This is a genomic window from Stenomitos rutilans (assembly GCF_059505485.1).
Map to the genome: position 1 here is coordinate 389699 of NZ_JCACKR010000090.1, position 23345 is coordinate 413043.

Annotated in this window: 19 protein-coding genes, 1 tRNA gene and 1 pseudogene; 8 read left to right on the forward strand and 13 right to left on the reverse strand. The window is 49.7% G+C overall.

Annotation, left to right across the window (positions count from 1 at the left end):
* Positions 1 to 52 precede the first annotated feature (52 nt).
* On the forward strand, positions 53 to 3592 hold the full coding sequence (locus AC5JLP_RS17865) for an ATP-binding response regulator (RefSeq protein ID WP_496069285.1): 3540 nt from the start codon (positions 53 to 55) through the stop codon (positions 3590 to 3592).
* 301 nt (positions 3593 to 3893) lie between these two features.
* Here AC5JLP_RS17865 and AC5JLP_RS17870 read toward each other — a convergent pair whose 3' ends face one another.
* The 3 genes from AC5JLP_RS17870 to AC5JLP_RS17880 all read right to left on the reverse strand — a co-directional run bounded on the left by AC5JLP_RS17870 (position 3894) and on the right by AC5JLP_RS17880 (position 6515).
* Positions 3894 to 4199, reverse strand: a complete 306-nt coding sequence (locus tag AC5JLP_RS17870) for a hypothetical protein (protein ID WP_496069286.1) — start codon at positions 4197 to 4199, stop codon at positions 3894 to 3896.
* A 380-nt stretch (positions 4200 to 4579) separates the two neighbouring features.
* The gene (locus AC5JLP_RS17875) at positions 4580 to 5326 is read right to left on the reverse strand and encodes a peptidoglycan-binding domain-containing protein (RefSeq protein ID WP_496069287.1); all 747 of its coding nucleotides are present in this window, start codon (positions 5324 to 5326) and stop codon (positions 4580 to 4582) included.
* A gap of 454 nt (positions 5327 to 5780) precedes the next feature.
* A complete protein-coding gene (locus AC5JLP_RS17880; protein WP_496069288.1) occupies positions 5781 to 6515 on the reverse strand; it encodes a glutathione peroxidase in 735 nt (244 codons plus the stop codon).
* A gap of 248 nt (positions 6516 to 6763) precedes the next feature.
* Between AC5JLP_RS17880 and uvrB the strand changes: the two genes are divergently transcribed.
* Positions 6764 to 8815: an excinuclease ABC subunit UvrB gene (gene uvrB, locus AC5JLP_RS17885; protein ID WP_496069289.1), complete on the forward strand. Its 2052-nt coding sequence runs from the start codon at positions 6764 to 6766 to the stop codon at positions 8813 to 8815.
* 98 nt (positions 8816 to 8913) lie between these two features.
* On the opposite strand, the gene AC5JLP_RS17890 is transcribed toward uvrB, so the two are convergent.
* The 3 genes from AC5JLP_RS17890 to AC5JLP_RS17900 all read right to left on the reverse strand — a co-directional run bounded on the left by AC5JLP_RS17890 (position 8914) and on the right by AC5JLP_RS17900 (position 12792).
* Positions 8914 to 11649 carry a toll/interleukin-1 receptor domain-containing protein gene (locus AC5JLP_RS17890; protein ID WP_496069290.1) on the reverse strand — a complete coding sequence of 912 codons (2736 nt, stop codon included), beginning with the start codon at positions 11647 to 11649 and terminating at the stop codon, positions 8914 to 8916.
* Between the two features lie 174 nt (positions 11650 to 11823).
* Positions 11824 to 12114, reverse strand: a complete 291-nt coding sequence (gene gatC / locus AC5JLP_RS17895; protein ID WP_496069291.1) for an Asp-tRNA(Asn)/Glu-tRNA(Gln) amidotransferase subunit GatC — start codon at positions 12112 to 12114, stop codon at positions 11824 to 11826.
* A 156-nt stretch (positions 12115 to 12270) separates the two neighbouring features.
* Positions 12271 to 12792, reverse strand: a complete 522-nt coding sequence (locus AC5JLP_RS17900) for a photosystem I assembly protein Ycf3 (protein WP_496069292.1) — start codon at positions 12790 to 12792, stop codon at positions 12271 to 12273.
* A gap of 566 nt (positions 12793 to 13358) precedes the next feature.
* On the opposite strand from AC5JLP_RS17900, the gene AC5JLP_RS17905 reads away from it, so the two are divergent.
* Positions 13359 to 14009 (forward strand): hypothetical protein, encoded by a 651-nt coding sequence (locus AC5JLP_RS17905; RefSeq protein ID WP_496069293.1) that lies wholly within the window; start codon positions 13359 to 13361, stop codon positions 14007 to 14009.
* Between the two features lie 231 nt (positions 14010 to 14240).
* On the opposite strand, the gene pyrE is transcribed toward AC5JLP_RS17905, so the two are convergent.
* Positions 14241 to 14888 carry an orotate phosphoribosyltransferase gene (gene pyrE, locus AC5JLP_RS17910; RefSeq protein ID WP_496069294.1) on the reverse strand — a complete coding sequence of 216 codons (648 nt, stop codon included), beginning with the start codon at positions 14886 to 14888 and terminating at the stop codon, positions 14241 to 14243.
* Between the two features lie 225 nt (positions 14889 to 15113).
* On the opposite strand from pyrE, the gene AC5JLP_RS17915 reads away from it, so the two are divergent.
* Positions 15114 to 15605, forward strand: a complete 492-nt coding sequence (locus AC5JLP_RS17915) for a hypothetical protein (RefSeq protein ID WP_496069295.1) — start codon at positions 15114 to 15116, stop codon at positions 15603 to 15605.
* 46 nt (positions 15606 to 15651) lie between these two features.
* On the opposite strand, the gene AC5JLP_RS17920 is transcribed toward AC5JLP_RS17915, so the two are convergent.
* Positions 15652 to 15724, reverse strand: a tRNA-Ile gene (locus AC5JLP_RS17920).
* Between the two features lie 229 nt (positions 15725 to 15953).
* On the opposite strand from AC5JLP_RS17920, the gene AC5JLP_RS17925 reads away from it, so the two are divergent.
* Positions 15954 to 16616: a hypothetical protein gene (locus AC5JLP_RS17925; protein ID WP_496069296.1), complete on the forward strand. Its 663-nt coding sequence runs from the start codon at positions 15954 to 15956 to the stop codon at positions 16614 to 16616.
* Between the two features lie 12 nt (positions 16617 to 16628).
* On the opposite strand, the gene AC5JLP_RS17930 is transcribed toward AC5JLP_RS17925, so the two are convergent.
* Positions 16629 to 16757 carry a hypothetical protein gene (locus AC5JLP_RS17930; protein WP_496069297.1) on the reverse strand — a complete coding sequence of 43 codons (129 nt, stop codon included), beginning with the start codon at positions 16755 to 16757 and terminating at the stop codon, positions 16629 to 16631.
* Here AC5JLP_RS17930 and AC5JLP_RS17935 point away from each other — a divergent pair.
* Positions 16751 to 18169, forward strand: coding sequence for a hemolysin family protein (locus tag AC5JLP_RS17935; protein WP_496069298.1), 1419 nt, complete (start codon positions 16751 to 16753; stop codon positions 18167 to 18169). The genes AC5JLP_RS17930 and AC5JLP_RS17935 overlap by 7 nt on opposite strands.
* Positions 18170 to 18195: 26 nt before the next feature.
* On the opposite strand, the gene AC5JLP_RS17940 is transcribed toward AC5JLP_RS17935, so the two are convergent.
* From AC5JLP_RS17940 to AC5JLP_RS17950, 3 genes are all read right to left on the reverse strand, one after another.
* A complete protein-coding gene (locus AC5JLP_RS17940) occupies positions 18196 to 19428 on the reverse strand; it encodes an MFS transporter (RefSeq protein WP_496069299.1) in 1233 nt (410 codons plus the stop codon).
* Between the two features lie 303 nt (positions 19429 to 19731).
* Entirely contained in the window at positions 19732 to 19929 is a 198-nt protein-coding gene (locus tag AC5JLP_RS17945) for a hypothetical protein (RefSeq protein WP_496069300.1), read from the reverse strand.
* A gap of 552 nt (positions 19930 to 20481) precedes the next feature.
* Positions 20482 to 20685, reverse strand: coding sequence for a hypothetical protein (locus tag AC5JLP_RS17950; protein ID WP_496069301.1), 204 nt, complete (start codon positions 20683 to 20685; stop codon positions 20482 to 20484).
* A gap of 155 nt (positions 20686 to 20840) precedes the next feature.
* Between AC5JLP_RS17950 and AC5JLP_RS17955 the strand changes: the two are divergent.
* Positions 20841 to 21734, forward strand: a pseudogene (locus AC5JLP_RS17955) (transposase).
* A 155-nt stretch (positions 21735 to 21889) separates the two neighbouring features.
* Positions 21890 to 22774, forward strand: a complete 885-nt coding sequence (locus AC5JLP_RS17960) for a TlyA family RNA methyltransferase (protein ID WP_496069302.1) — start codon at positions 21890 to 21892, stop codon at positions 22772 to 22774.
* 43 nt (positions 22775 to 22817) lie between these two features.
* Here the strand turns inward: AC5JLP_RS17960 and AC5JLP_RS17965 are convergent, their stop codons facing one another.
* The gene (locus tag AC5JLP_RS17965) at positions 22818 to 23339 is read right to left on the reverse strand and encodes a hypothetical protein (protein WP_496069303.1); all 522 of its coding nucleotides are present in this window, start codon (positions 23337 to 23339) and stop codon (positions 22818 to 22820) included.
* Between the last annotated feature and the right edge of the window lie 6 nt (positions 23340 to 23345).

Below are 23345 nucleotides of genomic sequence, written 5' to 3' on the forward strand. Positions count from 1 at the left end.
CCCGTTTTAGCGTTGCCTGCTTCGTGTCCCTGTTCTCTCAGGCAATCGTTTTATGGTCTCAAGCCTCCCTCGTCTTCAGTCCTTTCTTGAGTCTGCACCCTACTGTTTGGCAAGCGCACGGCTGACGGAAGCGCTTGCCATTTTAGGACAACGAACGACTGGTAAGGCTGCTCTTGCAGAGGTGCACGATCGACTGATATTGGTCAATGAACAGCACCACGCGATCGGCTGGGTGAGTGCGCAGCGCCTACTCCACCATCTCATTGTTGCAGGAATGCCAGGTCAACAACCGAGCGCTCAGAACGACCATTCAGAGTTTACAGGCGATGTGCTGCTGTTAGACATCACCCCGTCGATCGTCGAGCCGTTGTTGGTTGTCACCACTGATTTAGCAATCGATACCTTCTTACCGCAGTTCCAGTGTCAACCCCATGCTTGCTACGCGCTGGCGAATGCTGACGGTTGTTTTTTAGGGCTATTGGATAGTTCCCGACTGCTGTATTTTTTGACAACTCAGTCAACCCTGCTGTCAGCCCCTGTTACTCCTACTCCAGAAACAGCCCCGCCACCGTTCTGTTTGCTACCAGCAGCCCCTCTGCTGCACGAGCTTCTGGAGCATCTACCGTTACCTGTGATGTTGCAAACCCGAAACGGTCAGGTGCTAACGCAGAATTCGATTTGGCGTTCTCAAATTAGTGAACTTCTTGATCCCACCTGTCTACGTCAGGAAGTGGCTACGTTGTTAGAAATGCCGTTGGCCGAGCCGTCAATGGTGGGGGCTCAATCAACTGCTCGGCGGTTATGGTCATCCCCGGAGTCTTCTACCAGCCCATCACAAGATGACGCTTGGCTATCGGGATCGCACCCTTCACATCTGGGCTCGAAGGCGCACGCTAAAATCGGCAACGTGGAAATCCCCCCTACAGTCGATAATCTGTTAGAGGATAACCTTAGAGCGTTGTCGCCGTTGGAAGGCAGTTCATGTCAACTGGGATCAAAACCAGGCACTTGTATTTGCGTATGCCCCCTCAAAGATGGGCAGGAGCAGATCTTACAATTTGTCCGTATTCCATTGACTAAGCTGACATCGCAGGCAGCTTTGGAATTGGGCGATCGGACGCAAACGGTAGCAACTGCTGTCAAAACGCAATTTATCCAGGAATCAGCTTCCCCTTCACAGTTGTTTCGACTGGCAGCTTTGCTGTCTACGCTGCATGACAATAGGCCCACTGCTCAAGCGTCGCAGAATTTTTATCAAGTGGCTTCTGAGCGGTCTGAACACGATCGCTCACTCGGCAGTCATCTCGCGGAGTCTGCCCCTGATGACCCAGCTTTAGCTTCTGATGAACTTTGGTTGATTTTGGCGCAAGATGTCACTGAGCAGCAGCAGCTTGCTAGAGAGCTGACCGCTAAAAATGCTGATTTAGTTCAGCTCAATCGGCTCAAAGACGAATTTCTGGCTTGTATTAGTCACGAACTGCGCACTCCTCTGACGGCTGTTTTAGGGCTGTCTAGTTTACTAAAAGATCAGACGTTGGGTGCTTTAAACCAGCGTCAGGTTCACTACGCACAGCTCATCTACCAGAGTGGTCGCCACTTGATGGCTGTAGTGAACGACATTCTAGATTTGACCCGTATAGAAACTGGACAACTAGAGTTAGTGCTAGAGCCAGTCGATCTGGAAACGGTTTGTCAACGCGCGTTTGCACAGGCACGGCAGCAGCAACTGCAAGAGAGTCAACCTGAATCTGAATCACAGCCTCACCAGCCAACCTTCTCGCTGACGTTAGAACCTGGTTTGGGGCTGCTACTAGCCGATGAGCAGCGCCTGCGCCAGATGTTGGTTCACCTGATCTCGAATGCACTCAAATTTACCGAACCTAACGACCCGATCGGTCTAAAGGTCGGTTATTGGGGTGGCTGGATTGCTTTCACTGTCTGGGATACAGGGGCTGGTATTCCGGCTGAAAAGCAGCATTTGATTTTTCAGAAATTTCAGCAGCTAGAGAACCCGCTGACGCGACGGTTTGAAGGTACAGGTTTGGGATTAGTGCTAACGCAACGTCTGGCGCGGTTACATGGTGGTGATGTGACATTTATTTCTAAAGAGGGAGAGGGCAGCCAGTTTACCATTCTGTTGCCGCCTAAGCTGCCAGAGGCGCAGGGTACATCAAAGGGGTGCGCTGAGATGCTTTCACATGTAGACACGGTGAGAAGCGAAGCCGCACGTACTACTCAGAGTCGATCGCAGCCTTCGATCAGCAGTGGTACGCCGACCTTATCAGGCAGTGGCTATGCACTGGACGTTTCTGCTTCTCAGCGAAGTCAGTTGGTGCTCATTGTGGAAGCCGTTCCTCAAGGTGTTGAGTTGCTCTCGGACGAGTTGACAGGGTTAGGGTATCGCGTTGTCATTGCTCGCTCAGGCACTGAGGCCTTAGAAAAGGCGCGTCGCTTGCAGCCATGTATTATCTTTCTGAATCCGGTGCTACCGTTGCTCTCCGGGTGGGATGTGTTGACCCTGCTCAAGTCAAGTTTGGATACGCAACAGATCCCAGTGGTCATGATGGCTACTAAGGTTGATGAAGAGCAGGCACAGCAACGACAGGCCGATCACTTGCTGAGTCTGCCAATTCAACCCAAACGGCTCCAAAAATGCCTCCAGCAATTAGTGGTCGATCGCCAGAACGCGGCACACAGCCCTCGTTCTGCTATCCTGACCGTTTTACGGCTTAGCCCTGGCGTCTGGGCAAGTCCACATCAGCCCATTCCTTCAACTGCTCTGGATGCTCTCTTGCACTCATGCCAGCATCGCATCCTAGAGGCTGACGACCTGGAGCAGGCAGAACTGCTAGCGCGGGTGTGGAAACCAAACGTTGTCTTGCTGGACGGCGTTTTAGCCGATGCCACTTCCTATTTCCGACTGTACTGTCAACATATCTTTCTTGCCTCGTTGCCGCTTGTTACGATCGACCAGGCAACTTCCCAGGCGGCAAACCAGGCGAAGGGCCTACTCGTCTTTCCCTGTCTCTCTGCCTCTAGCGCGCTGCCGACGATCGAGCCGAAGATGGAGATCGCCACCCTTCTACAAGTGATCCAAATCGCGGCTGGGTATGCGTGGCGGCCTTTAGTGCTGGCGTTGGATGCCCTTACGCTGCCGATGTCGCTAGAAACTCCAACGTCGCCAGATGCGGCCACCCGCTTTTTGGATAGCTTTCCTATGGAAACAGAGTGGTTGCAAGCGCTCATCCAATATCTGCACACCGCTGATTTGCGCGGCTCGATTGGCCGCTGCTGGCAGGAGGTATTTCAGCAGCTAGAATCTCATAGCGTGGATGTGCTGTTGCTCTGTTGGACAGATGCGATCGCGCAGTCATTCACCATCCCCATGCTGATTTCACTGCAAAGCCTACATAAGCGGCCACCAATCCTGGTTTTAGATCATCGCCAGCATTACAGAACCTCTGACACAGAGCCGATCGCCCCTTTGCCAGACGCGCTCCAGCAGATCGCCACAAACATTTTGCCCGCACCTCTACCGATGACAGAACTGCTACATCAAATTCATCTAGCAATGAACGTGAGCAAACGGTAGGTACGGTCTACACCGTTGATACAGGGGCTGTCATCAATGACTCATGCACATGACTTTTGGCAAGGGTTCCAGCCCCTAGCCTCATGTGTGACGACGGGTGCAGTAAGGCTGATACTTCAAAGTTTCTGAACTTAATTGATGACGGACTCTAAAACACGAGAGCACTTACAGCCACCCTCATACGAGTCAACCACAGATTGTAGAGTGGCATTGTCTACGACTGTCGCAAAGCGGCGTTTTGAAGTATTGTGGGCACTGTTCACAATACTGAGAATTGCTGTAAAACGGCTTGCAGTGGTGCTTACTTGTTGCTCGCTTCAGATTTTCCAACGATGAATCCAGCAATATAATCAGCACTGCTGAGCGCTTGAGACTCAGAATCTGGCTTGTCAGACTCCGTTTCCCCAGAATCCTCATCGACAGGCTTTGACAGATAGGGGTTGTCAAACCTACAGTTCGCGCTATCTACGGCGCACGCCTTACCAGCCGCACGGCCTTCGTTCCACGCTCCGCTCCGAACATCATCGTCTGCCCTCGCTTGCAGTGCAGGAGCAGTAATTGAGGCAAAAACAACGGAAGCAACGATCGCGCTATAGAGGATTTTCATAGTTGATCAGATGAAGACTCATCTAATCTTTACCCAAAGCTGTAAAGAGATCAGTGAAAATACTATAAATCTTTTGTAAAGCCTCTGTGTTTATACTGATTATGCTATCAATCCCTAGCCACCATCGCCGCGCAGCCTTCTCTGTCGAAGCTAGAAGTAGCGAGCAAAGTAAAAGCCAAAGCCTGCATGAAGCGACGGCTTGAAGCTAAAAAAACACTACTTCCTCTTAAGAAGATGTCTGAGAGATCCTTTTGTGTCAAGCTAAGCGTCTCGAAAGAGAGGGAGGCTTCTGAGCTAAACGCGCAAAGCATACATCCTTCGTTGCGCTCTGCGCTACTCAAGACGACAAATTAGCTTGTTGGCAATCGCCAAAACTTTCTTCAGACGCCTTGCGTAACCTTTCTTTTTTCAGCTACCCTCTTGCCGGAAAACAGCGATCGCCCAGTTAGCAGCACAAGTTCTTTGTTAAGCCCTTGCAAAATGACCAACCAACCAGCACCTTGAACGATGACCAAAACTACGATCCATCCGGTTTTTTGTGAAAACTCGTTGGTCTTTGGAGTAGAAGCAGTAAGCGTTGGCTTGAAAGCTGTTGAAACGATAGCCGTTGAGTCTGTCTTCGGTGATGGTGATGCAGATCGCTCTGGCTGTATCGCCCATAATCGCGGTGACTGTGATGAGGGCACCTGACCTGATCGCGCAATCTCGGCGTTGAGCTTGGCCCAACTGCTGGCTTCTACCACTCCGTCAGCCAAAAGCCCATGCGCAGATTGAAATTGCATCACTGCTGCTTGAGTCTTGAAGCCAAAATCGCCATCGATCAAAGATACCGCATATCCTAGACGAGCTAGGCGGGCTTGCAAGCGAGCAACCTCTGCCCCTCTACTACCTCGCCTTAGCACGGTAGAAGGGTTCGCTTCGCGCGATCGCGCTGACCATTCCACAGTGGCAGGGGCATCAGGTGCAGTGGGTTTAATGGCTTCGTCATGTACCTGCGGCCGTGCGAGCACATGCAAAACTGGTATAGCATCCGGTTGAGATGCTTCGGCCAGCTCTTGGGTCGGCTGGGCTAAGGTGGGGGGACAGCCGACACAGGTGACTAAGAACAAAGATGCGGGAATAACCATAGGGGTGGAGGGGCGTCTATTGACAATATATGAGTAACTAAAGAGCCGTTGCTGGTCGATCCACCCTTAGTGCTGGTGGTAACAAACGAGCGCTGTAGATCCCCTTAAAATTACTTGGCTTAACACGTTGAAAAAGCTGCCAAACCAGCGATCGCAGAACCTAACACTCTCGTTGCATACCTAAATGAGAGCCTACCTTAAAGTTTTTGGAATAGTAGAAAAATTTTTGAAAGCATATAAAACCTTCATACCCTTCAGGCGCATGGAGAAAAGCATCGTCAGGTTCGTGATCGAGCCAAACCTCTCGCTTTGACCCACGAACACCAGCCCTTCTAAGCTACTAGACCCCAAAAAAAACCGTTGAACATCTCTCGCTGTTAGCGTAGCGTTCAACGGGTTTCCGACGCTTAGAGGTTTACCACAGATACACGCAACTGTGAGTCGTAACCTGTCGTTATGCTGCCTGGAAATACGCCTCTAATGCTTCTGACCCGCCAATCAGTTTGCCATCGATAAAGACTTGAGGCACCGTCGTCGCGCTAGCAATAGCCAGCAAAGAGCGTGTTGTGAAATCTTCGCCCATTACCAACTCTTCGTAGTCCAACCCGTGGTCTTTGAGCATAGTCTTGGCCTTGGCGCAAAACGGGCAGCCCACTTTGGTAAAGATCGAAACGCACTTAGGTTTAGCCGCCTCAGGATTGATGTAGCGAAGCATCGTATCAGCGTCCGACACTTTGAACGGATCACCAGGTTCCTCTGGCTCGATAAACATTTTATCGATGGTGCCATCCTTCACCAGCATGGAATAGCGCCACGATCGCTTCCCAAAGCCCAGGTCTGTTTTGTCTACCAACAAGCCCATGCCATCGGTGAACTCGCCATTACCATCTGGGATCAACTTAATGTTGTCTGCTTCCTGATCTTTTGCCCATTCGTTCATCACAAACGTATCGTTTACAGACAGGCAAAGAATGTCATCGACACCGTTTTCCTTAAAGGCTTTTGCCAAAGCGTTATAGCCAGGAAGATGGGTAGAAGAACAGGTCGGCGTAAACGCTCCTGGCAACGAAAAGACGATGACCGTTTTGCCAGCAAATAGCTCGTCAGTGGTGATATTTACCCACTCATTGTTCTGGCGTGTCCGAAACGTGGCAATGGGAACTTTTTGGCCTTCTCGATTGGGCAGCATACGGTTAGCTCTCTTAATGAATAAACGTGGTCGTTTAACAACATGCAAATGCAGCCGTCTTATCAACACACTACACCCCATCACTGATTTAAGAGTGCCATGTCATAGACCTGATAAAACGTACTCGTTATGAGTATGATGTATCACGCCAGAGGCGTGGGTGGATGACCGTCCGGCAACTTACTGCAAAATTCGTCATCATAGAGAAGAATCTGCCCCCTTCTCTTCAGTTGATGGTAGCGAACCGTATGGCACAATTTCAGATTCAGGCCCCCTTTGAGCCGACTGGCGACCAACCCAATGCCATTCAAGGTCTGATTCGTAGTATTCAGGCAGGCAACCGTTTTCAAACGCTACGCGGTGCAACGGGTACAGGCAAAACGTACACAATGGCGCGTGTGATTGAGCAACTTGGTAGACCTGCCTTAGTGCTGGCTCATAATAAAACGCTAGCCGCCCAACTTTGCAACGAACTGCGCGAGTTCTTCCCCGACAATGCGGTGGAATATTTCATCAGCTATTACGACTACTACCAGCCTGAAGCGTATATCCCGGTTACGGATACTTATATTGAAAAGACAGCCTCGATTAACGAAGAAATCGATATGCTGCGTCACTCGGCCACGCGATCGCTCTTTGAACGGCGTGATGTAATCGTCGTCGCCTCCATTAGCTGCATCTATGGTTTGGGGATTCCCTCAGAGTACCTGAAAGCTTCGATTCCTTTGCGTGTTGGTACTGAGATGAACCCGCGCCAGATTATCCGAGATCTCGTCTCTGTGCAGTATACGCGCAATGATTTGGATTTGGGACGGGGCAAATTTCGGGTCAAAGGCGATGTGCTAGAGATTGGGCCCGCTTACGAAGATCGCATCATTCGTGTGGAGTTTTTTGGTGACGAAATCGATGCTATTCGCTATATCGACCCAGTCACGGGCGGCACGCTGCAAAGTATGGAAGGGGTGAACATTTACCCTGCCCGACATTTCGTCACACCCGAAGAGCGCTTGAAGGTTGCGTGTGAAGCGATCGAGCAAGAACTCAAAGACCGTTTGTCAGAACTCGAAAAAGACGGCAAGTTGCTAGAAGCCCAGCGGCTAGAACAGCGCACCCGTTATGACTTGGAAGTGCTGCGCGAAGTTGGCTTTTGTAACGGGGTAGAAAACTACTCGCGCCATCTAGCTGGACGCGAAGCAGGTTCTCCCTCCGAATGCCTGCTCGACTACTTTCCCAAAGACTGGCTGTTGGTCATTGACGAATCGCACGTTTCCATTCCCCAACTGCGCGGCATGTACAACGGTGACCAAGCGCGCAAGAAAGTATTGATCGAACACGGTTTCCGCTTACCCAGCGCGGCAGACAATCGCCCCCTTAAAGCGGAAGAGTTTTGGGAGAAAGTGAACCAGTGTGTGTTTGTCTCTGCAACTCCGGGCGAATGGGAGCTAGACCAGTCGGGTGGCAAGTTTGAGAGCGAAACAGACGCAGGCAAAAGGGGCTATATCCGAGGTACAGGGCATGTCGTAGAGCAAATCATCCGACCCACAGGTATCCTCGACCCCGAAATCTTTGTTCGCCCAACGACAGGACAGGTGGATGATCTGCTGCACGAAATTAAGGAACGAATCCCCTTGCAGGAGCGCGTGCTGGTGACAACGCTAACGAAGCGGATGGCCGAAGACCTAACCGAGTATTTCCAGGAACGCGGCGTAAGAGTGCGCTATCTGCATTCGGAAATTAATTCGATCGAGCGTATCGAAATCCTCCAAGACCTCCGCAACGGTGAGTTTGATGTGCTGATTGGGGTGAACCTGCTGCGAGAGGGGTTGGACTTGCCCGAAGTCTCGCTGGTTGCCATTTTGGATGCAGACAAGGAAGGGTTCTTGCGAGCAGAGCGATCGCTCATCCAGACGATCGGACGTGCCGCCCGCCATGTCAAAGGTCAAGCCATCCTGTACGGGGACAACCTGACCGACAGCATGGAAAAAGCCATCAGTGAAACCGAACGCCGCCGTGCAATTCAAATGGCATACAACGAGGAACACGGCATTACACCAATCTCGATTATCAAGCGCACGAACAACTCAATCTTGACCTTTTTGGATGTGTCTCGTCGCCTTAACGCACAAGAGCTACAAGAAGTCTACGAACACTCGCAGGATCTGCCCCTCGAAAACATCCCCAATTTGATTGCACAACTCGAAACGCAGATGAAAGAAGCCGCGAAAAAAATGGAGTTTGAAGAAGCCGCAAAGTACCGCGATCGCATCAAACATCTACGCGACAAGTTGCTCGGTCGGTAAAGATGGTTAGCGATCGCCCTGTCCCGATCTACTCGTGAAACCGTTTGCTGAGATCGGCGGAGAAGGCGATCGCCCTTACCCCAACCGCGATCGCGCTGTCACCTCACCCCATCACAAATGTGGCGATCGCTCTCTTTCACATCAGGATTGTAGGTCAAATACCCTCGCACCCAGTTGCAACCCCGCGCAACAAGCTGATCAGAGTTTAGCGTTTCAGCATTCCAGAGTTTGACGGTTTTATCTGCGCTGGCAGAGGCGAGCAGCTTTCCATCTGGACTAAAACTGATACTATTAACAGTCCGAGCATGCCCTTTAAGAGTTGTAACTTCCTGCCCGTGCAACCTCCAAAGTTTGATGGTTGCATCATCACTCGCAGAAGCAATTGTTTTACCATCAGGACTGAATGTGACTGCCGTAACTGGAGCGTTGTGTCCCCTAAAAATTTTAAGTAGTTGGCCATTCAAATCCCAAAGTTTAACTGTTCTGTCATCAGTAGCTACAGCAATTGATTTTCCATCAGGATTGAAGCTAACGCTTCGAACGTAATTGGCATTCTTAATTGTTTTAAATATTTGACCATTGAGATCCCAGATCTTTATTGTCCCATCCCATCCACCAGAAGCAAGTTTTTGTCCATCAGGGCTAAAACTAACGCTACTGACTCCACCATCACTACCTCCTGCGAATGTTTTAATCACTTGTCCGCTGATGCTCCAGAGCTTTACTGTATCATCCCAACTAGCAGAGGCAAGTATTTTCCCATCAGGGCTGAAACTCACACTACTGATGTTCTCCTCAGTACTACCTCTCAAAGTCTTAAGCTCTTGACCGCCCATACTCCAAAGCTTTACTGTATGGTCCGAACTGCCAGAAGCGAGTATTTTCCCATCAGGACTAAAACTAACACTATTGACAAAACTGCCATGACCTTTCAGAGTTACAGGTTTCTGTTCGTCCAAACTCCAAAGTTTAACAGTTTTGTCGTTACTAACAGAAGCGATGGTTTTACCATTAGGGCTAAATTCTACACTCTTAACTGGATCAGTATGCCCTTGAAATGTTGTGATTTCCTGTCCGTCAAGACTCCAAAGTTTGACAGTTTTGTCATTGCTAGCGGAAGCAATGGTTTGACCATCAGGACTGAAGCGAATGCTATTAATTAATTCACTATGCCCCTTAAAGGTTTTGAGCTTTTGACCGCTCAAACTCCAAAGCGTTACTGTTCTATCCCATCCACCAGAGGCAAAAGTTTTTCCGTCAGGACTAAAACTGATACTTAGAATTAAGCCGCCATCGACTTTAACGGTTGTAAGCTCTTGACCTTTGAGATTCCAAATTGAAATGTTTAAATCAGCGCTAGTAGAAGCAATAGTTTTACCGTCAGGGCTAAAAATTACGTTGTTAATCCAAGTGGACTTCTTAATAGTTCTAATCACCTGACCATCTAAGCTCCAGAGCTTAATAGTGTTATCAGTACTAGCGGAAGCAATGGTTTGACCATCCGGGCTGAAGCTAACATCCAAAATCTCACCATTATGTCCTTTTATAGTCTTGAGTTCCTGACCACCTAAGTTCCAAAGTTTGATCGTCTTGTCATAGCTAGCAGAAATAATAGTTTTACCATCTGGACTAAAGCGGACACTTGAAACCCACTCACTATGTCCTTTAAGCGTTTCTAATTGCTTACCGTTCACATCCCATAGTTGAATTGTATTGCCACTGGCAGAAGCAAGGATCTTGCCATTTGGACTAAAACTGACACTGTGGAAATCATCGCTTAGACCTTTGAGGGTGATCAGTTTCTGTCCTTCTAAGTTCCATAGTTTGACCGTGTGGTCACGACTAGCTGTAGCAATGGTCTTACCGTCTGGGCTAAAGCTTACACTTCTGACGAAATCAGTGTGTCCATGCAATCGGTTACGTTCTCTCACACCGTAAACTGCTTGTCGTAAAATTGCTGCTACTTGCTCTTGGGTATCACTATTCGCCCATGTCACTGTTTTAAGACGATCGGCAGCTTTCAACGCCACCACTAGAGCATCAAATGACTGATCGGCATTAAACAAAGCATCTGAAGAAGTGCTGAGGGCGTTGATTTCGTTGATCTTTGCGTCTCGGTATTGGCTAAAAGCGAAGAGTCCCAGTCCGGTGGCAGCGGCTAAACCACCCACAGCAGCGACCAGCGCGATCGTCGTAGCTCGTCGTAGTTTCTTTTCACGCTGAAGCTCTGTTATTTGTAGATCGCTCTCTGCCTTTCGACTCTCATTGATGTACTCGCGTTGCAGTTCGGTCGATCGCGGTTCTTTCTCGGCATTTTGCGTCAGCCATTGAATCACTGCTTCCAGTTCACTGCCCCGCAGCAGCAAATCAGGGTTGCGGGTCTTGTTGTCCCACTCGATCGCCTTCACTAAAATGCGTGTGTGCTGCTGTACGTGCGCTAAATCGGTGTCGATCGCCTGTAGCAGCAGTTGAAAGGCACCGTCAAAGTCATCGGTTTCGCGGAAGAATAACCAGTTGTGTCGTCTGAGCGCATCGTGAGCCTGTTTTGTGTCGAAGTCATCGCGTCTGACGACAGGTACTAATCGCTTATGCTGCAAAACAGCATGATCTACCTCCTGATTGCAAACCTTTGAAGCTACCGAATCGGGACTGATTACAAAAATGAACGTATCGGTGGCTTCGATGCCTCGTTCGATTTCTTGCCACCAGTCGGCGGTGAGGGGGATGCCTTCCCAGTCCACCCAGGTATCGCGATCGTGTGCTTTCAAAGCCTCATGGAGCGTCTGCACAAACGCCTTGTCTTTACGTGAGTAAGAAATAAAAACGTCTGTCATACCGCCCCATTGGATATCGCAATGCTTACTTAGGCTACCCGCATTTATACGACGACTCAGAGAAAACAACGAATCTTTTCCAGGTTTGGTTTTCCGCTAAAGACAAGACCTCCGAGGTTTTCAAAACCTCGGAGGTCTACCCTGATATCAATAACATCGCCTCAAAAACTAGGCCTAGTCTGCGTTGACAATTTTGGGGACTTTGAAGAAATCGCCATCCCGATCGGGAGCCGATTCCAGCATGGCTTCTCGTTCTGGGTGGAGTTGTAGAACGTCTTGGCGCACGACATTGCTCACATCGATCGCTCGTGTCGTTGGCTCCACTCCAGCAACATCCAGTTCATTCAATTGCTCAAAATAGCCCAGGATATCACCCAGTTGTGTAGTCAACAGGGTTTCTTCATCTATGGTCAATTCGAGACGAGCAAGATGAGCGACTTTACGGACTTGTTCACGATCAAGCATGGATAGTTGTTGGCAATTAGTTGTTAGTTGTTAGTGATCAGCTCTAGCTAACAGAAGCGATTAAACAGGTTTAAGCACTGACAGTTAAATGGACAAATACCCAAAGCACCATTGTTGTTGGCTTGTTCTTTCTAACTACTAAAAACCAACAACTGCTTAAAAGTAGACATCAATCTGCGATCGACCCGTAGTTTTCAACCAGTTCTGCGCCTCAATGTAGTTATTAGGCGCAACGCGAATGGCGCGTTTCCAGTATTCGGCGGCTTGCTGGTAGAACGATTCTGCTTCGTCATCATTACCTGCTTCTTTAGCCATTTCACCTTTATAGTGAAAAATAACCGCCACGTTGTTTAACGCCTGAGGCAGTCTAGGATTCAGTTCTAGCGCCTGATGGTAGTGCTCTAAGGCACGATCGTGGTCGCCATTGCTGGCATAGATGAGACCCATGTTGTAAAGGATATAGCTGCGATCGTAATCGTCATCCTCTAGCTTGAGCGCTTCATTGTAGTTATCGAGCGCTTCAGCATACTCTCCATCACCCTGTGCAGACATGCCGTCGCGGTAGTAGGCAAATGCTTCTTTCTCTTTCTTGGTAGCAGGCAAAAGCTTCAGAATGATGTCTGCCATTACGGTAAAGCTTTTGTCAATGAAGTTGTCGTTGCGTTGGGATCTTGGCATAGCCTGCAAAGTAGGTATGAAAAGAGCAGAGTGGTCAGAAAAGCAGAGCTTAACGACGTTCACTTAGTCTAGCGCCCCTTGGGAACCACTGATTAAAAGATCTATAGCAAAATCTTTGTTAGCGATCGTAGGAACAACTGGCGCAACAGCAGTATTACTGAAATCTTTATGTGATGGCAGTCACTCAAACGGGTGAATCCAGTCAGTTTAAAACGCCCAAGCTGTCACACCTTGGGAAGACGATGTTCACAAGGCAGACCGCTTTTTATCACCCCTGAAAGCAAACAAGTCACGCATAGTGAACTCAGGGCATCTACTTAAAGTTTGGATTTTCGATGTTGCGGAATACCCGTGCAAAACGATCTATTCAGTAGAGCTACTGAGGTGCGATTGTCGCATCAAAGCAATGGCTCTAAAGGCTAAGCAGAATACATCTGCGTGATCACACTGGATGTCTTTCACGACACGTCGTTGACTCATCCCACTCATGCAAAAGCCAGGGCTTCGGCTGCCACACCATGCCCTGGCTGACTCCACCGTTTTAGTTATTGAGGAGCTAACATCTCATGGTAAACAAAAAGGCTCAGATCGCAGACTGGCAAGCTCCATTTTTCGATCGGTCAGCCACACCAACGGGCCTTACATCCCATTCCTTCCTGAACAGGCGAGATTATGCCGATGCGGATATTATTCGTCTGGCGGCCTTCATCCGCGATAACCCAAACCCTATCCTGGCGTTTAATCCAGATGGAGACGTGATCAAGACGAATCCTGCTGCTGTACGCTTACTCAAACGGTTGCATGTAGAACCAGGGGCAATTTTGCCAGCAGAGCATCCGCACATTGTGGCGGCTTGTTTGACTGGGCAACAAAAGGAGCACACGATCGAGGTCATGGTAAATAACCACATGCTGTCGCTGACCTATCATTCACTATCGGCCTTTAAGCTGGTGTATCTGTATGTGATTGAACTGACCGACTATCGGCAAGCAGAGGCCGAACTGCTGCGCATCGCCTCAAAAACGGTTGACATGGCTAAACAAGCGATCTTACAACTGCAAGCGTTTCGTGAGGCGTTGCCGCAACCGACCGGGTTGATCAGTGCAACTCCTCATGCAGAGATGATCAACCTGCATACGACTCTTGCCGAGATGTTTGTTTCAATGGATGGCTGTGTATTTGCCTCAGCATCGGGAGCAAACCCGTATACTAGGTAAAGGCCCCTTCAAAGCTGATTGACTGACAAAAGTTTTGCAAAGCTGCTTGCTCCGTTATCTATCCGCCCGTGATTCAAAATCCGGGCTAACGGTGTGACACTCATTAAAACGGGTTGAAAGCTCCTGGCAGTCCTCTACTCTTCGGGAAGGCAACGCCTACAGAGGACTTCGTTCTGTTAGCCCGCACTTCTAGTGCAGGTCAGGTCAGGCGGTTGCTAAAAGCTTTGTCAGTCAACCAGCGGTTGAAGTTTCTTCCGTCTCATGCCGCAGTGCCGTTGATCGCTGTTGAATTTCTGGGATCGCAAAAACCGCCTGGAAGGGCAAGCCATGTTGCTCATAGAGTGCGGCTCCACCTTGCAGGCGATCGACCAGTGAAATGACTCCATTGACGTGATAGCCTGCCTGCTGCAGCCGTTCCACCGCTTTGAGCGCAGATTGCCCCGTCGTCACCACATCTTCTAGCACGGTCACAGAACTCCCTTCAGGCAAATCAGGCCCTTCGATGTAAGCGCGAGTGCCATGTCCTTTAGCTTCTTTACGAATGATGAGAGCAGGGAGCGAAAGCCCCTCATACGCTGCAACGACACTCACCGCCGTTACGATCGGATCGGCTCCCAGCGTCAGCCCAGCGACCGCTTGCGTGCCTTCCGGCAATAGAGGCAGCACCAGACGACCTACTGCCAGACCGCCTTGCGGATGAAGTGTGACCTGCTTGCCATTGATGTAGTAGGATGCACGTTGCCCTGATGTGAGTAGAAAATCACCTTCCTGGTAAGCAACCTGACAGAATAGATCTAAAAGTTGCTGACGCAAGGTAAGTAAATCAACCGTCGCAATTGACTGTGATCCATTGGTCAGCGATCGAGTATTTTTAGTCATAGATTCGCGTAAACTCAGTAAAATTAGTGCAGGCTAGGAAAGTGCAGACCAAGCGATGAATTGGGTAAACTGCAATCAACGGATGAGCAAGTGGCTAACAATAAGTGGCTGTGAAAGCTTTTAAGCTTAAACGCTTTGAGCAAAAACCGCGAAACGATTGACCTGATCTTGCATCTTAGTCCTAAACACAAACGTTCACAGTTCAAAACATTGAGGAGTGATTTTATGGGCATTGGCTATAAGAGCGCGACCGTTGGACTTGCAGTCATTGTATTCTCTACCATCGCTGCTTCAGCTGCGATCGCCCAAGACACCTTTGACAATCCTACAACTGGGGTGCCTAACAATATTCCCGATCAGCTAGATCAAGTGCAGTACTCGAACGATCGTGACTTTTTTAGTAATCGCTCGATTCCGAGACAGGTGAGCTACATTTTTGGACCTGGCATTCTGGTGCGCAACTCGTTTCCGGACAACGAAATTGCCCGTGATGGTAAAGCAATTTTTGAGTTCTATCAGGATTTGTTGTCTCGCCAAATGGCAAGCCGCTCAGTCATCCGCACGCCTGACCTACCGACCCAATTTAATCAGTCGATTCGGGAAATCTCTTTCGAGGCTGAGCGTCCGCTGACCACCACTCTGCCACCTGTAGAATCTACCCCTCCCACCCCTACCACGCCGTTGCAGACAAAGCCACGCGTACCAGCTCTTTGGTAAGCTCACTCTTTGGGAGCATGGACGGTATTGTGCCGTTGCAGGGTAATCCAGGGTGCAGGGGTCGAACCTGCCTGAGGCGAATTATGAGTTCGCTGCCTAAACCGCTCGGCCAACCCTGGGTTGCCATTATTGTATCCCGATTTTTGGTTCCCGCTTTTTTGACTTAGCTTCTAGTCAGAAAAGGTTTGTGTAAGACGTTAGAGACAATCGATCTTTGCGACGACTAAAATGTTTATGCTGCACTGCCAGCATCTGTGTCTAAAATTGGAGCGATCGCATTCATTTTGGAGCAGTGCGATCGCTTCGCAGTCGATCGGCTGCCCTTTTGTCTCCTGCTAACGACTCCCCATGAAACTGAACTCCACCATAGCGCTAACCCTACTTTTGCTGGTGTCAATGCTTGTAGCTGGTCTGGTCAGCGCGTCCTGGGGATCTTCGCTCGGTCGAGAAGCACTAAAAGGGATTACACAACCAGATACCCGTCCTACAAATAGTAAGGTAGGTGGTCAGGCAGGTAGCACGCGGCGAGAAGAACTTGCCGTCTTGCCAGAAGATGACATCATTGCCAACGTTAAAACTCGGATGAATGGTGGCGCGGTTAAAGATGCCAATCCTAGCTCATCTGTTAGCTCTAAAGCGGTTTCCCAGAATGAAATCGCGAAGACGCAACTGCCGATGACGGCAACGAGTCAGGATGTGGTGCTAGAGATTAAGTCGGTACGTAAGCAAAGTGAGTCTTTGGTGTTGGCGGTTAGCCTGCGGAATAACGGTAAGCAGCCCGTCCGCTTTGTCTACGATGCGCTAACTGTGTCAGATGAGCAGGGGCGATCCCTCAAAGCAAGTACAGATGGATTGCCTGTCGAGTTGCCAGCTTCTAGCAGCGCCTTTCCTGGTACCATTAGCATTCCGGCAAACCTTCTGGATGGGGTTCAAAAAATTTCGCTTTCTCTGCCTGATTACCCAGACAAGCGGCTACAGCTACAGGTGTCGAATATTCCCCTTGTCCAGTAGAGGATTCTCGCTTCACTCTTCTACAGGAGAGCCTTTCGATCGTGCTGTACATGACAGGCTGGTTGCCGCTTTGCTTGGTTTTGCCTCTGGGTTTGATCGACCAATCCACCGCTTCTCTTTCAGGATCGGCCATCTTGTCACGCCTCCTATCGGTTTTGCTGCTGATTGCGATCAATGCGTTTTTTGTTGCCGCTGAGTTTTCGATGGTGTCGGTGCGGCGATCGCGCATTAATCAGCTAGTGGACGCTGGGGACGTGCAGGCTCGCACAGTGCAAAACCTCCAGCAGGGTATTGAGCGGCTCTTGTCTACCACTCAACTCGGCATTACGCTCTCTAGCTTGGCGCTCGGTTGGATTGGCGAAAGTGCGATGGCAGGTTTGGTCGCTTACTGGCTCAACCAGCTACCACTACCCACAGCGTATCGGCAGGTGTTGACCCATTCTGTGGCAATCCCCACCACCTTTTTGCTGATTGCCTATCTGCAAATTGTGCTGGGCGAACTTTGCCCGAAATCGGTTGCCTTGCTTTATGCCGAACAACTCGCTCGCTTTTTGGCGGCACCCAGTTTGGCGATCGCCCGGTTCTTTCACCCCTTTATCTGGATTCTGAACCAATCGACTCGACTGCTGCTGCGTTTAGGCGGCATTCAATACACTGGGCAGGGGTGGTCAAATCAAGTCACACCCGAAGAACTACAGCTCATCATTGCAACGTCCAGCGAATCTACCGGGTTGGAGGCTGAAGAACGTCAGTTGCTTAGCAACATTTTTGAATTTGGCGATGTGTCTGCGGGGGAAGTGATGGTGCCGCGCACCAGTATGGCGGCGATTCCTTGCGATGCCACCTTTAAGCTGCTGTTAGAAGAAGTAGCCCAGTCTGGACATTCGCGCTACCCCGTAGTTGGTGAATCGCTGGACGATGTGCGCGGTCTCATTCATTTTCGAGAGTTGGCCGAGCCATTAGCACAAGAACCTGTTGACTTGTCCCGCCCGATTCAAGCTTGGCTGCGCCCCGCACGGTTTGTACCGGAATATATGCTGTTGAGTGAACTGCTTCCCCTGATGCAGCGATCGCGTCAGAGCATGGTGATGGTGGTGGATGAGTATGGTGGCACGGCAGGTCTGGTGACGATCGAAGATTTGATTGCCGAAATTTTGGGCAACACGGTGGAGCCTGCCAACGACCAGGTGATTAGCATTCAAATCTTGAACGAGCAAACGTTTCTTGTGCAAGCGCAAATGGATCTTGAGGAAGTGAACGAGACACTCAATCTGAATTTGCCGCTAACGGATGACTATCAAACGCTGGGCGGGTTTGTCCTGTTCCAGTTACAAAAAATTCCTTCACCTGGAGAAACTTTACGCTACGGCGAGTTTGAATTTACCATCATTTCTGCGGAGGGGCCTCGGTTGCACCAAATTCAAATTCATCGGCTGGATGCATCTGAGACAAATCTAGATGATTTTGCGGTGTCTGCCACAGAAGACGATGCCAACACCAATGTCGCTCCACTCGATCGCTCCACAGATCTAGATAGCTCTCCTTTTCTATAACGTCCGCTCGCGTGAAGTTGCGTGGGCTAGCTGCGAGGGAAGGCATACCAATCGCGTCCATTCCCCAGCGCAAACTGAAGCGAATGGCTGAGCGTTTTGCTGCATTGAGTCACAAAAATGATTACAGACAGAAACGCTAAAGCGCTAGCTAAGCCAAAAACTCCTCGGTAGCCAATCGATTCAGCTAGAAACCCCAACGCTGGCCCTGCGATCGCAATGCCCAAGTCAAACCCGGCAACGCAAAGCGAAAAAACTCGCCCACGTTCATGCGCTTCAGAACGATCGGCCAGTAGCGCAATCATCAACGGCAAGAAAATGCCTATGCCGCTCCCTTCGAGCAAACCTGCTAGCAGAAACGCACTGGCACTTTGAGCAGACCACAACAGTAGCATCGTAAGAGCATAAAGTAGCAGCCCCAGCGTAATAAACCGCCCACGACCATAGCGGTCAGATGCACGTCCAGTTAACAGACGCACACTAAAACTAGCCAGGGCTGCTGCCGTGTAGAACAGCCCTGCATTAAGGCTCACGCCCGCTTCTTGAATAAACAATGGCACGAAGGTACTCAGTACCCCAAACGCCAGCCCGACTAGCAGCAGCGCTAAGGCTGGAGTCCGCAGCCGTGGGCTGAACACTAATTGCCAAAATGATGTACGGTCAGCTTCTGTGGTCGGCTCCATGGCCGGAGTCGGTGTTCGCAGCCCAAGCCCACTCACGAGCCCTACGATTCCCAACCCGGCTGACAGCAAAAATAAGGGTGTGTAGCCTGCCCATGCTTGCAAAAACCCTCCAATTGCCGGACCGATCGCCACCCCAATCGGATTGACTAAACTCATGTAGCCAATCACTTCTCCCCGATTGGCAGGCGGTGACAAATCAACAGTCAGCGTACTGTAGGCCGTTGTAAAGGCGGCAATGCTAAGCCCATGAAAAGCGCGCACCGCAATGAGCAGGGGAATAGATTGGGTAAGCAAATAACCAATGGGTGCGATCGCCGCCGCCGTCAGCCCAATGAGCAGCACCAATCGCCGACCCCGATGATCAGCCAAGTGCCCGACCCACGGACGAAACAACAACAACCCCACCGCAAATGCACCCATCACGATGCCAATCTGATACGTAGCACCGCCAATGTCTCGAATGTAGAGTGGCAAGGTTGGCAGCAACGTGGCAAGGCTTGCCCAAAACAGCAAGCCAACAGCAAACAGGAGCAACAGATTTTGGCGGGTTGCTGGTTCAAAGATGCTGAAAATTTTCAAGAATGCCTTCCTCTAGCAAACAAATTCTTACCGACTCTGAGGGCCGACAGTTGCACTAACAGGTTTCGTTACATAACCGAAAGGATAGTTGGCAACGAGTGGAGCGGCCACAAAAGTTAGCTGCCCAAGCAGGCCCTTCTCTTATGATGAAGAGTTTCTGCTCAGATGGCTACGACACAATCGTCTTATGAGTACGATCGCCATCCACAGTTGGTAAAACGTAAAAAAAACAGAGCCGCTTTAAGGCTCTGATCGGCAATAGCATTTTAATGATGGACTTCAGGCGATCGAGCTGTGAGCCACTTAAAGTGCCTGACGGGAAACCAATTTTTCAAAATTTGCCTGAGTCTGATGCAGCATTTGTTCACGGCTGTCACCAGTTTTCGTCAAAGTTGGCACTAAATTGCGGGCTTGAAGCGCCATATGAAGCTGAAGGTGAGCAACATACTCGCTGAAATCTTCCCGGCAACCATTTGAAGACTGAGGTAAAGGCGAATTCAAGACGTTCTCCTTCTCGACACTGGATCGTAAACCAACGTTACGAACGTAACATGCAAGCTTTTTTTGCTCCTAACTTTGCAACGAAGATTAACGGTTAGCGCATGGAATAGTTGAGAAGCGTAACAGTTTTTGCTTGTCACGTCGATGATTGCTCATGCGATCGCACATTGCAACAGCTTTCTAGCCTCTAAAGTCTTTGTTTTTAATTGATTGGATGTAACCTATGCTTCATCCAAAGCACGACTTGTGTTACAGTTTCGTACCGTGTCTGGACGCATAGCTCAGTTGGTTAGAGCACCACGTCGACATTGTTGTACCAACCTCACGATACCCACGATATATGACTCTATAGCTTCCCTATCTACTTACGTGTGCAGAAATGTATGTGGAAGGTAAGTAGAGACGCGCAAGATTGAGCTTCAAAACCGGAATGGACCCTGCTGCATGATGAGTCAACCACTTTCAGCGATAAGGGCACTACTGTTTGCTGGAGTCACTTAGCTCCGAACCTATAATAACCGCATCAGTTGCCTGAGACGTTCTGGTAAGTGGCTAGTAGATGAGAACTACCTGCCAAGTAATCCCTACCGCAACCTTAAGAACTGTCCAGTAGAGCGTGTTCGCATTAAACCCTTCACTGCTGATTAAGTAACCCTTATCCGGACTGCGCTGTACGACGCTATGCAACCGAAATGACAGCAGGCCATGAGTGGTGGTGCTGGTGGCATGTTTGCCATCAAAGCAGAAGTCCTTCATCAAGATGGGCCTTCCTCAGTCCAGTTTGACGCCTTTTGCGACATCTTGGCACCTGTACTACTGGGCTTTTGGAGGATGTCTTAGAAGTCAGCTTGGCAGTAAAAAAGCTCTCTGGTGTACGCTGCAAAGACTACGTCCAGCACCGAGAGAGCCACATGAGTAAAGCATATCCCAGCAATCTGACTCCAGCCAATTTGACTTGCTCAATGACTTGCTGCCAACCCCGAAACCGGGTGGTCGTCCCCGTACTGTCGCTCTGTGGGCTGTGCTCAATGCCATTTTCTACTTGCTGTGTGAAGGGTGTTGCTGGCGGACATTGCCAGGAGACTTTCCCGCTTGGCAGACCGTCTATACCTATTTCCGCAACTGGCGCAAGGACGGTACCTGGATCAAGATCCATGACCACTTGCGGGAGTGGGTGATACCGAGTTAAAGAATGACGGCTACAGATCAATCGGTGGGTAGGGGCAAGGCATTGCCTTGCCCCTACAGGATGTGTCGCATTTTCAATTCAAATTGGTATGAGAGTGGAGCAGGCGCGTCAACCGAGTCCCTCGGAAGCCATCATCGACAGTCAAAGTGTGAAAAGTGCTGCGATGGTCAGTGCGTCTGTCGGATGGGACAGTGGCAAATTGCTCAAGGGACGGAAACGGTTTTTGAGCGTCGATACGTTGGGTTTGGTGCTGCGGGTCTTAGTGACTGCTGCCAACGTCGGTGAGCGCGAAGGCAGCAAACAGGTGCTCAAACGGGTCAAAAAGATGGACAAAGCGGTGTCTTGTCTGCAGACGAGCTGGGTTGATGCTGGCTTTGACGGCGCACCGTTGATGCAATGGGTGATGGACGTTTGCCGTTGGATCGTGCAAGTGGTACTGCGACCGGAGCAGACGAAGGGCTTCGTGTTACTCAAAAAGCGTTGGGTCGTGGAGCGCACGTTTGGTTGGTTAATGGGATCACGGCGCTTAGTCAGAGACTATGAATTATTGCCGGAAACCTCGAAGACCTTGATCGACCTCGCGATGATCCGGCTCATGGTAAGGCGACTGGCATAAAATTTGACCCCGCAAAACTTTTAAGACATCCTCTTAAGTAGGTAGCCACAATTAATTGTAAAGAGGGGTTTGGGCGCTTCGCCTCCAACAGCATCTTCAACTTAATTACGTTCAGTTACTTAGAGAACAAATTTCATTTTCCCTCGCCTTTCTCTATGCCTAAACAACGTCTCGATACCTTGCTTGTCGAACTTGACCTTTGCGACACTCGTCAGCAGGCGCAAAGGTTGATTCAGGCTGGAGAGGTGATGGTGAATCAGAAGGTGGTGGATAAGCCAGGAACGGAAATTGATTTGCAGGCAAAGATTCAGGTGAAGCAACGATCGCCCTACGTTTCTAGAGGGGGTGAGAAACTGGCAAAGGCGATCGCGCATTTCGCCATTTCTGTAGTCGATCGCATCTGTTTGGATGGTGGTATTTCGACGGGTGGTTTTACGGATTGCTTGTTGCAAGCAGGGGCAAAGCACGTTTACGGAGTGGATGTGGGCTACGGACAGGTTGCCTGGAGTTTGCGACAAGATCCGCGAGTCACGCTGAGAGAACGCACCAATTTACGTTATCTTGCACCCACAGATCTATATGGTGGCGATCGCTTTGCCGATTTAGGCGTGGTCGATGTTTCGTTTATCTCATTAACAAAGGTAGTGTCTGCATTATGGCAACTGCTTCAGTCACCGCGTGAGGTAGTGCTGCTAGTCAAACCTCAGTTTGAAGTGGGACGCGCTTTGGTAGGCAAAAACGGCGTGGTGCGCGATGCCCAGGATCAGGCGATGGCAATTCTAGAGGTTTTGCAAGCAGCGCAGGCATTGGGCTGGCACTATCACGGTGTTACCTGGTCGCCCTTACTAGGGCCTGCTGGCAATGTTGAGTACTTACTGTGGCTCAAGGACGTTGAGCCTTCATCTCCGTCTGAACTGGAAAGACAGCATCGTTCTGATTTGACGATCGCCTCTCAATACGTTCAAAACCATGTGATTGCTCCCAATTTAAGCAGCTTGAAGCAGTTAGCGCTGACGGCACAGCAGACTTTAAACCGTTGAATATTGCTTGAGTAATTAACAAGATGAAATCTTTCCACTGGCGCTATTCATGACTACTAAAAAACTGCTGGACAGTTTTTGCCAACGAGAAATGGGCAGCCAAGGCGACAAACAATAAGTTGACAGAAATAGTTGCAAGAGCATCAATCACTAATCCAGCATGAGTTGGATAAAAGCGATTCATCGGAAAGTCTTTATAATATGACTTTGGATACAGTTTTGGTAAATCATGGCTACCGTGAAGTATAAAGTGATAGACCATTCTTGAACTATCACTGCTAAGTAGAATCGCTACAAATCCAGCCCAAAAGAGGATACCGATCCACCTTCCATATTTTTTTCTTCGCTGTAATCCCCATAAGCCAATGGCTGCTAACGTTAAGTAACCGCCAGTAATCATAAGTTCAAACATCCTTTGAGTTGAATCGTTTGAGCAAGTCTCAGATTCAGAGCTTGGACAAACCTGGAATGAATTGCTCACTGCTCTTAGGCCAAGGAAAAGCATGAGAAGTAGTAAACCTTGCGTTATCCAGATGCTTGCAGGACGACCAATTTTGCTGCTCATTACTAT

Coding starts and splice junctions, on each gene's coding strand:
- AC5JLP_RS17865 (WP_496069285.1), top strand. CDS start 53: ATGGTCTCAAGCCTCCCTCGTCTTCAGTCCTTTCTTGAGTCTGCACCC.
- AC5JLP_RS17870 (WP_496069286.1), bottom strand. CDS start 4,199: ATGAAAATCCTCTATAGCGCGATCGTTGCTTCCGTTGTTTTTGCCTCA.
- AC5JLP_RS17875 (WP_496069287.1), bottom strand. CDS start 5,326: ATGGTTATTCCCGCATCTTTGTTCTTAGTCACCTGTGTCGGCTGTCCC.
- AC5JLP_RS17880 (WP_496069288.1), bottom strand. CDS start 6,515: ATGCTGCCCAATCGAGAAGGCCAAAAAGTTCCCATTGCCACGTTTCGG.
- uvrB (WP_496069289.1), top strand. CDS start 6,764: ATGGCACAATTTCAGATTCAGGCCCCCTTTGAGCCGACTGGCGACCAA.
- AC5JLP_RS17890 (WP_496069290.1), bottom strand. CDS start 11,649: ATGACAGACGTTTTTATTTCTTACTCACGTAAAGACAAGGCGTTTGTG.
- gatC (WP_496069291.1), bottom strand. CDS start 12,114: ATGCTTGATCGTGAACAAGTCCGTAAAGTCGCTCATCTTGCTCGTCTC.
- AC5JLP_RS17900 (WP_496069292.1), bottom strand. CDS start 12,792: ATGCCAAGATCCCAACGCAACGACAACTTCATTGACAAAAGCTTTACC.
- AC5JLP_RS17905 (WP_496069293.1), top strand. CDS start 13,359: ATGGTAAACAAAAAGGCTCAGATCGCAGACTGGCAAGCTCCATTTTTC.
- pyrE (WP_496069294.1), bottom strand. CDS start 14,888: ATGACTAAAAATACTCGATCGCTGACCAATGGATCACAGTCAATTGCG.
- AC5JLP_RS17915 (WP_496069295.1), top strand. CDS start 15,114: ATGGGCATTGGCTATAAGAGCGCGACCGTTGGACTTGCAGTCATTGTA.
- AC5JLP_RS17925 (WP_496069296.1), top strand. CDS start 15,954: ATGAAACTGAACTCCACCATAGCGCTAACCCTACTTTTGCTGGTGTCA.
- AC5JLP_RS17950 (WP_496069301.1), bottom strand. CDS start 20,685: ATGAAGGACTTCTGCTTTGATGGCAAACATGCCACCAGCACCACCACT.
- AC5JLP_RS17960 (WP_496069302.1), top strand. CDS start 21,890: ATGCCTAAACAACGTCTCGATACCTTGCTTGTCGAACTTGACCTTTGC.
- AC5JLP_RS17965 (WP_496069303.1), bottom strand. CDS start 23,339: ATGAGCAGCAAAATTGGTCGTCCTGCAAGCATCTGGATAACGCAAGGT.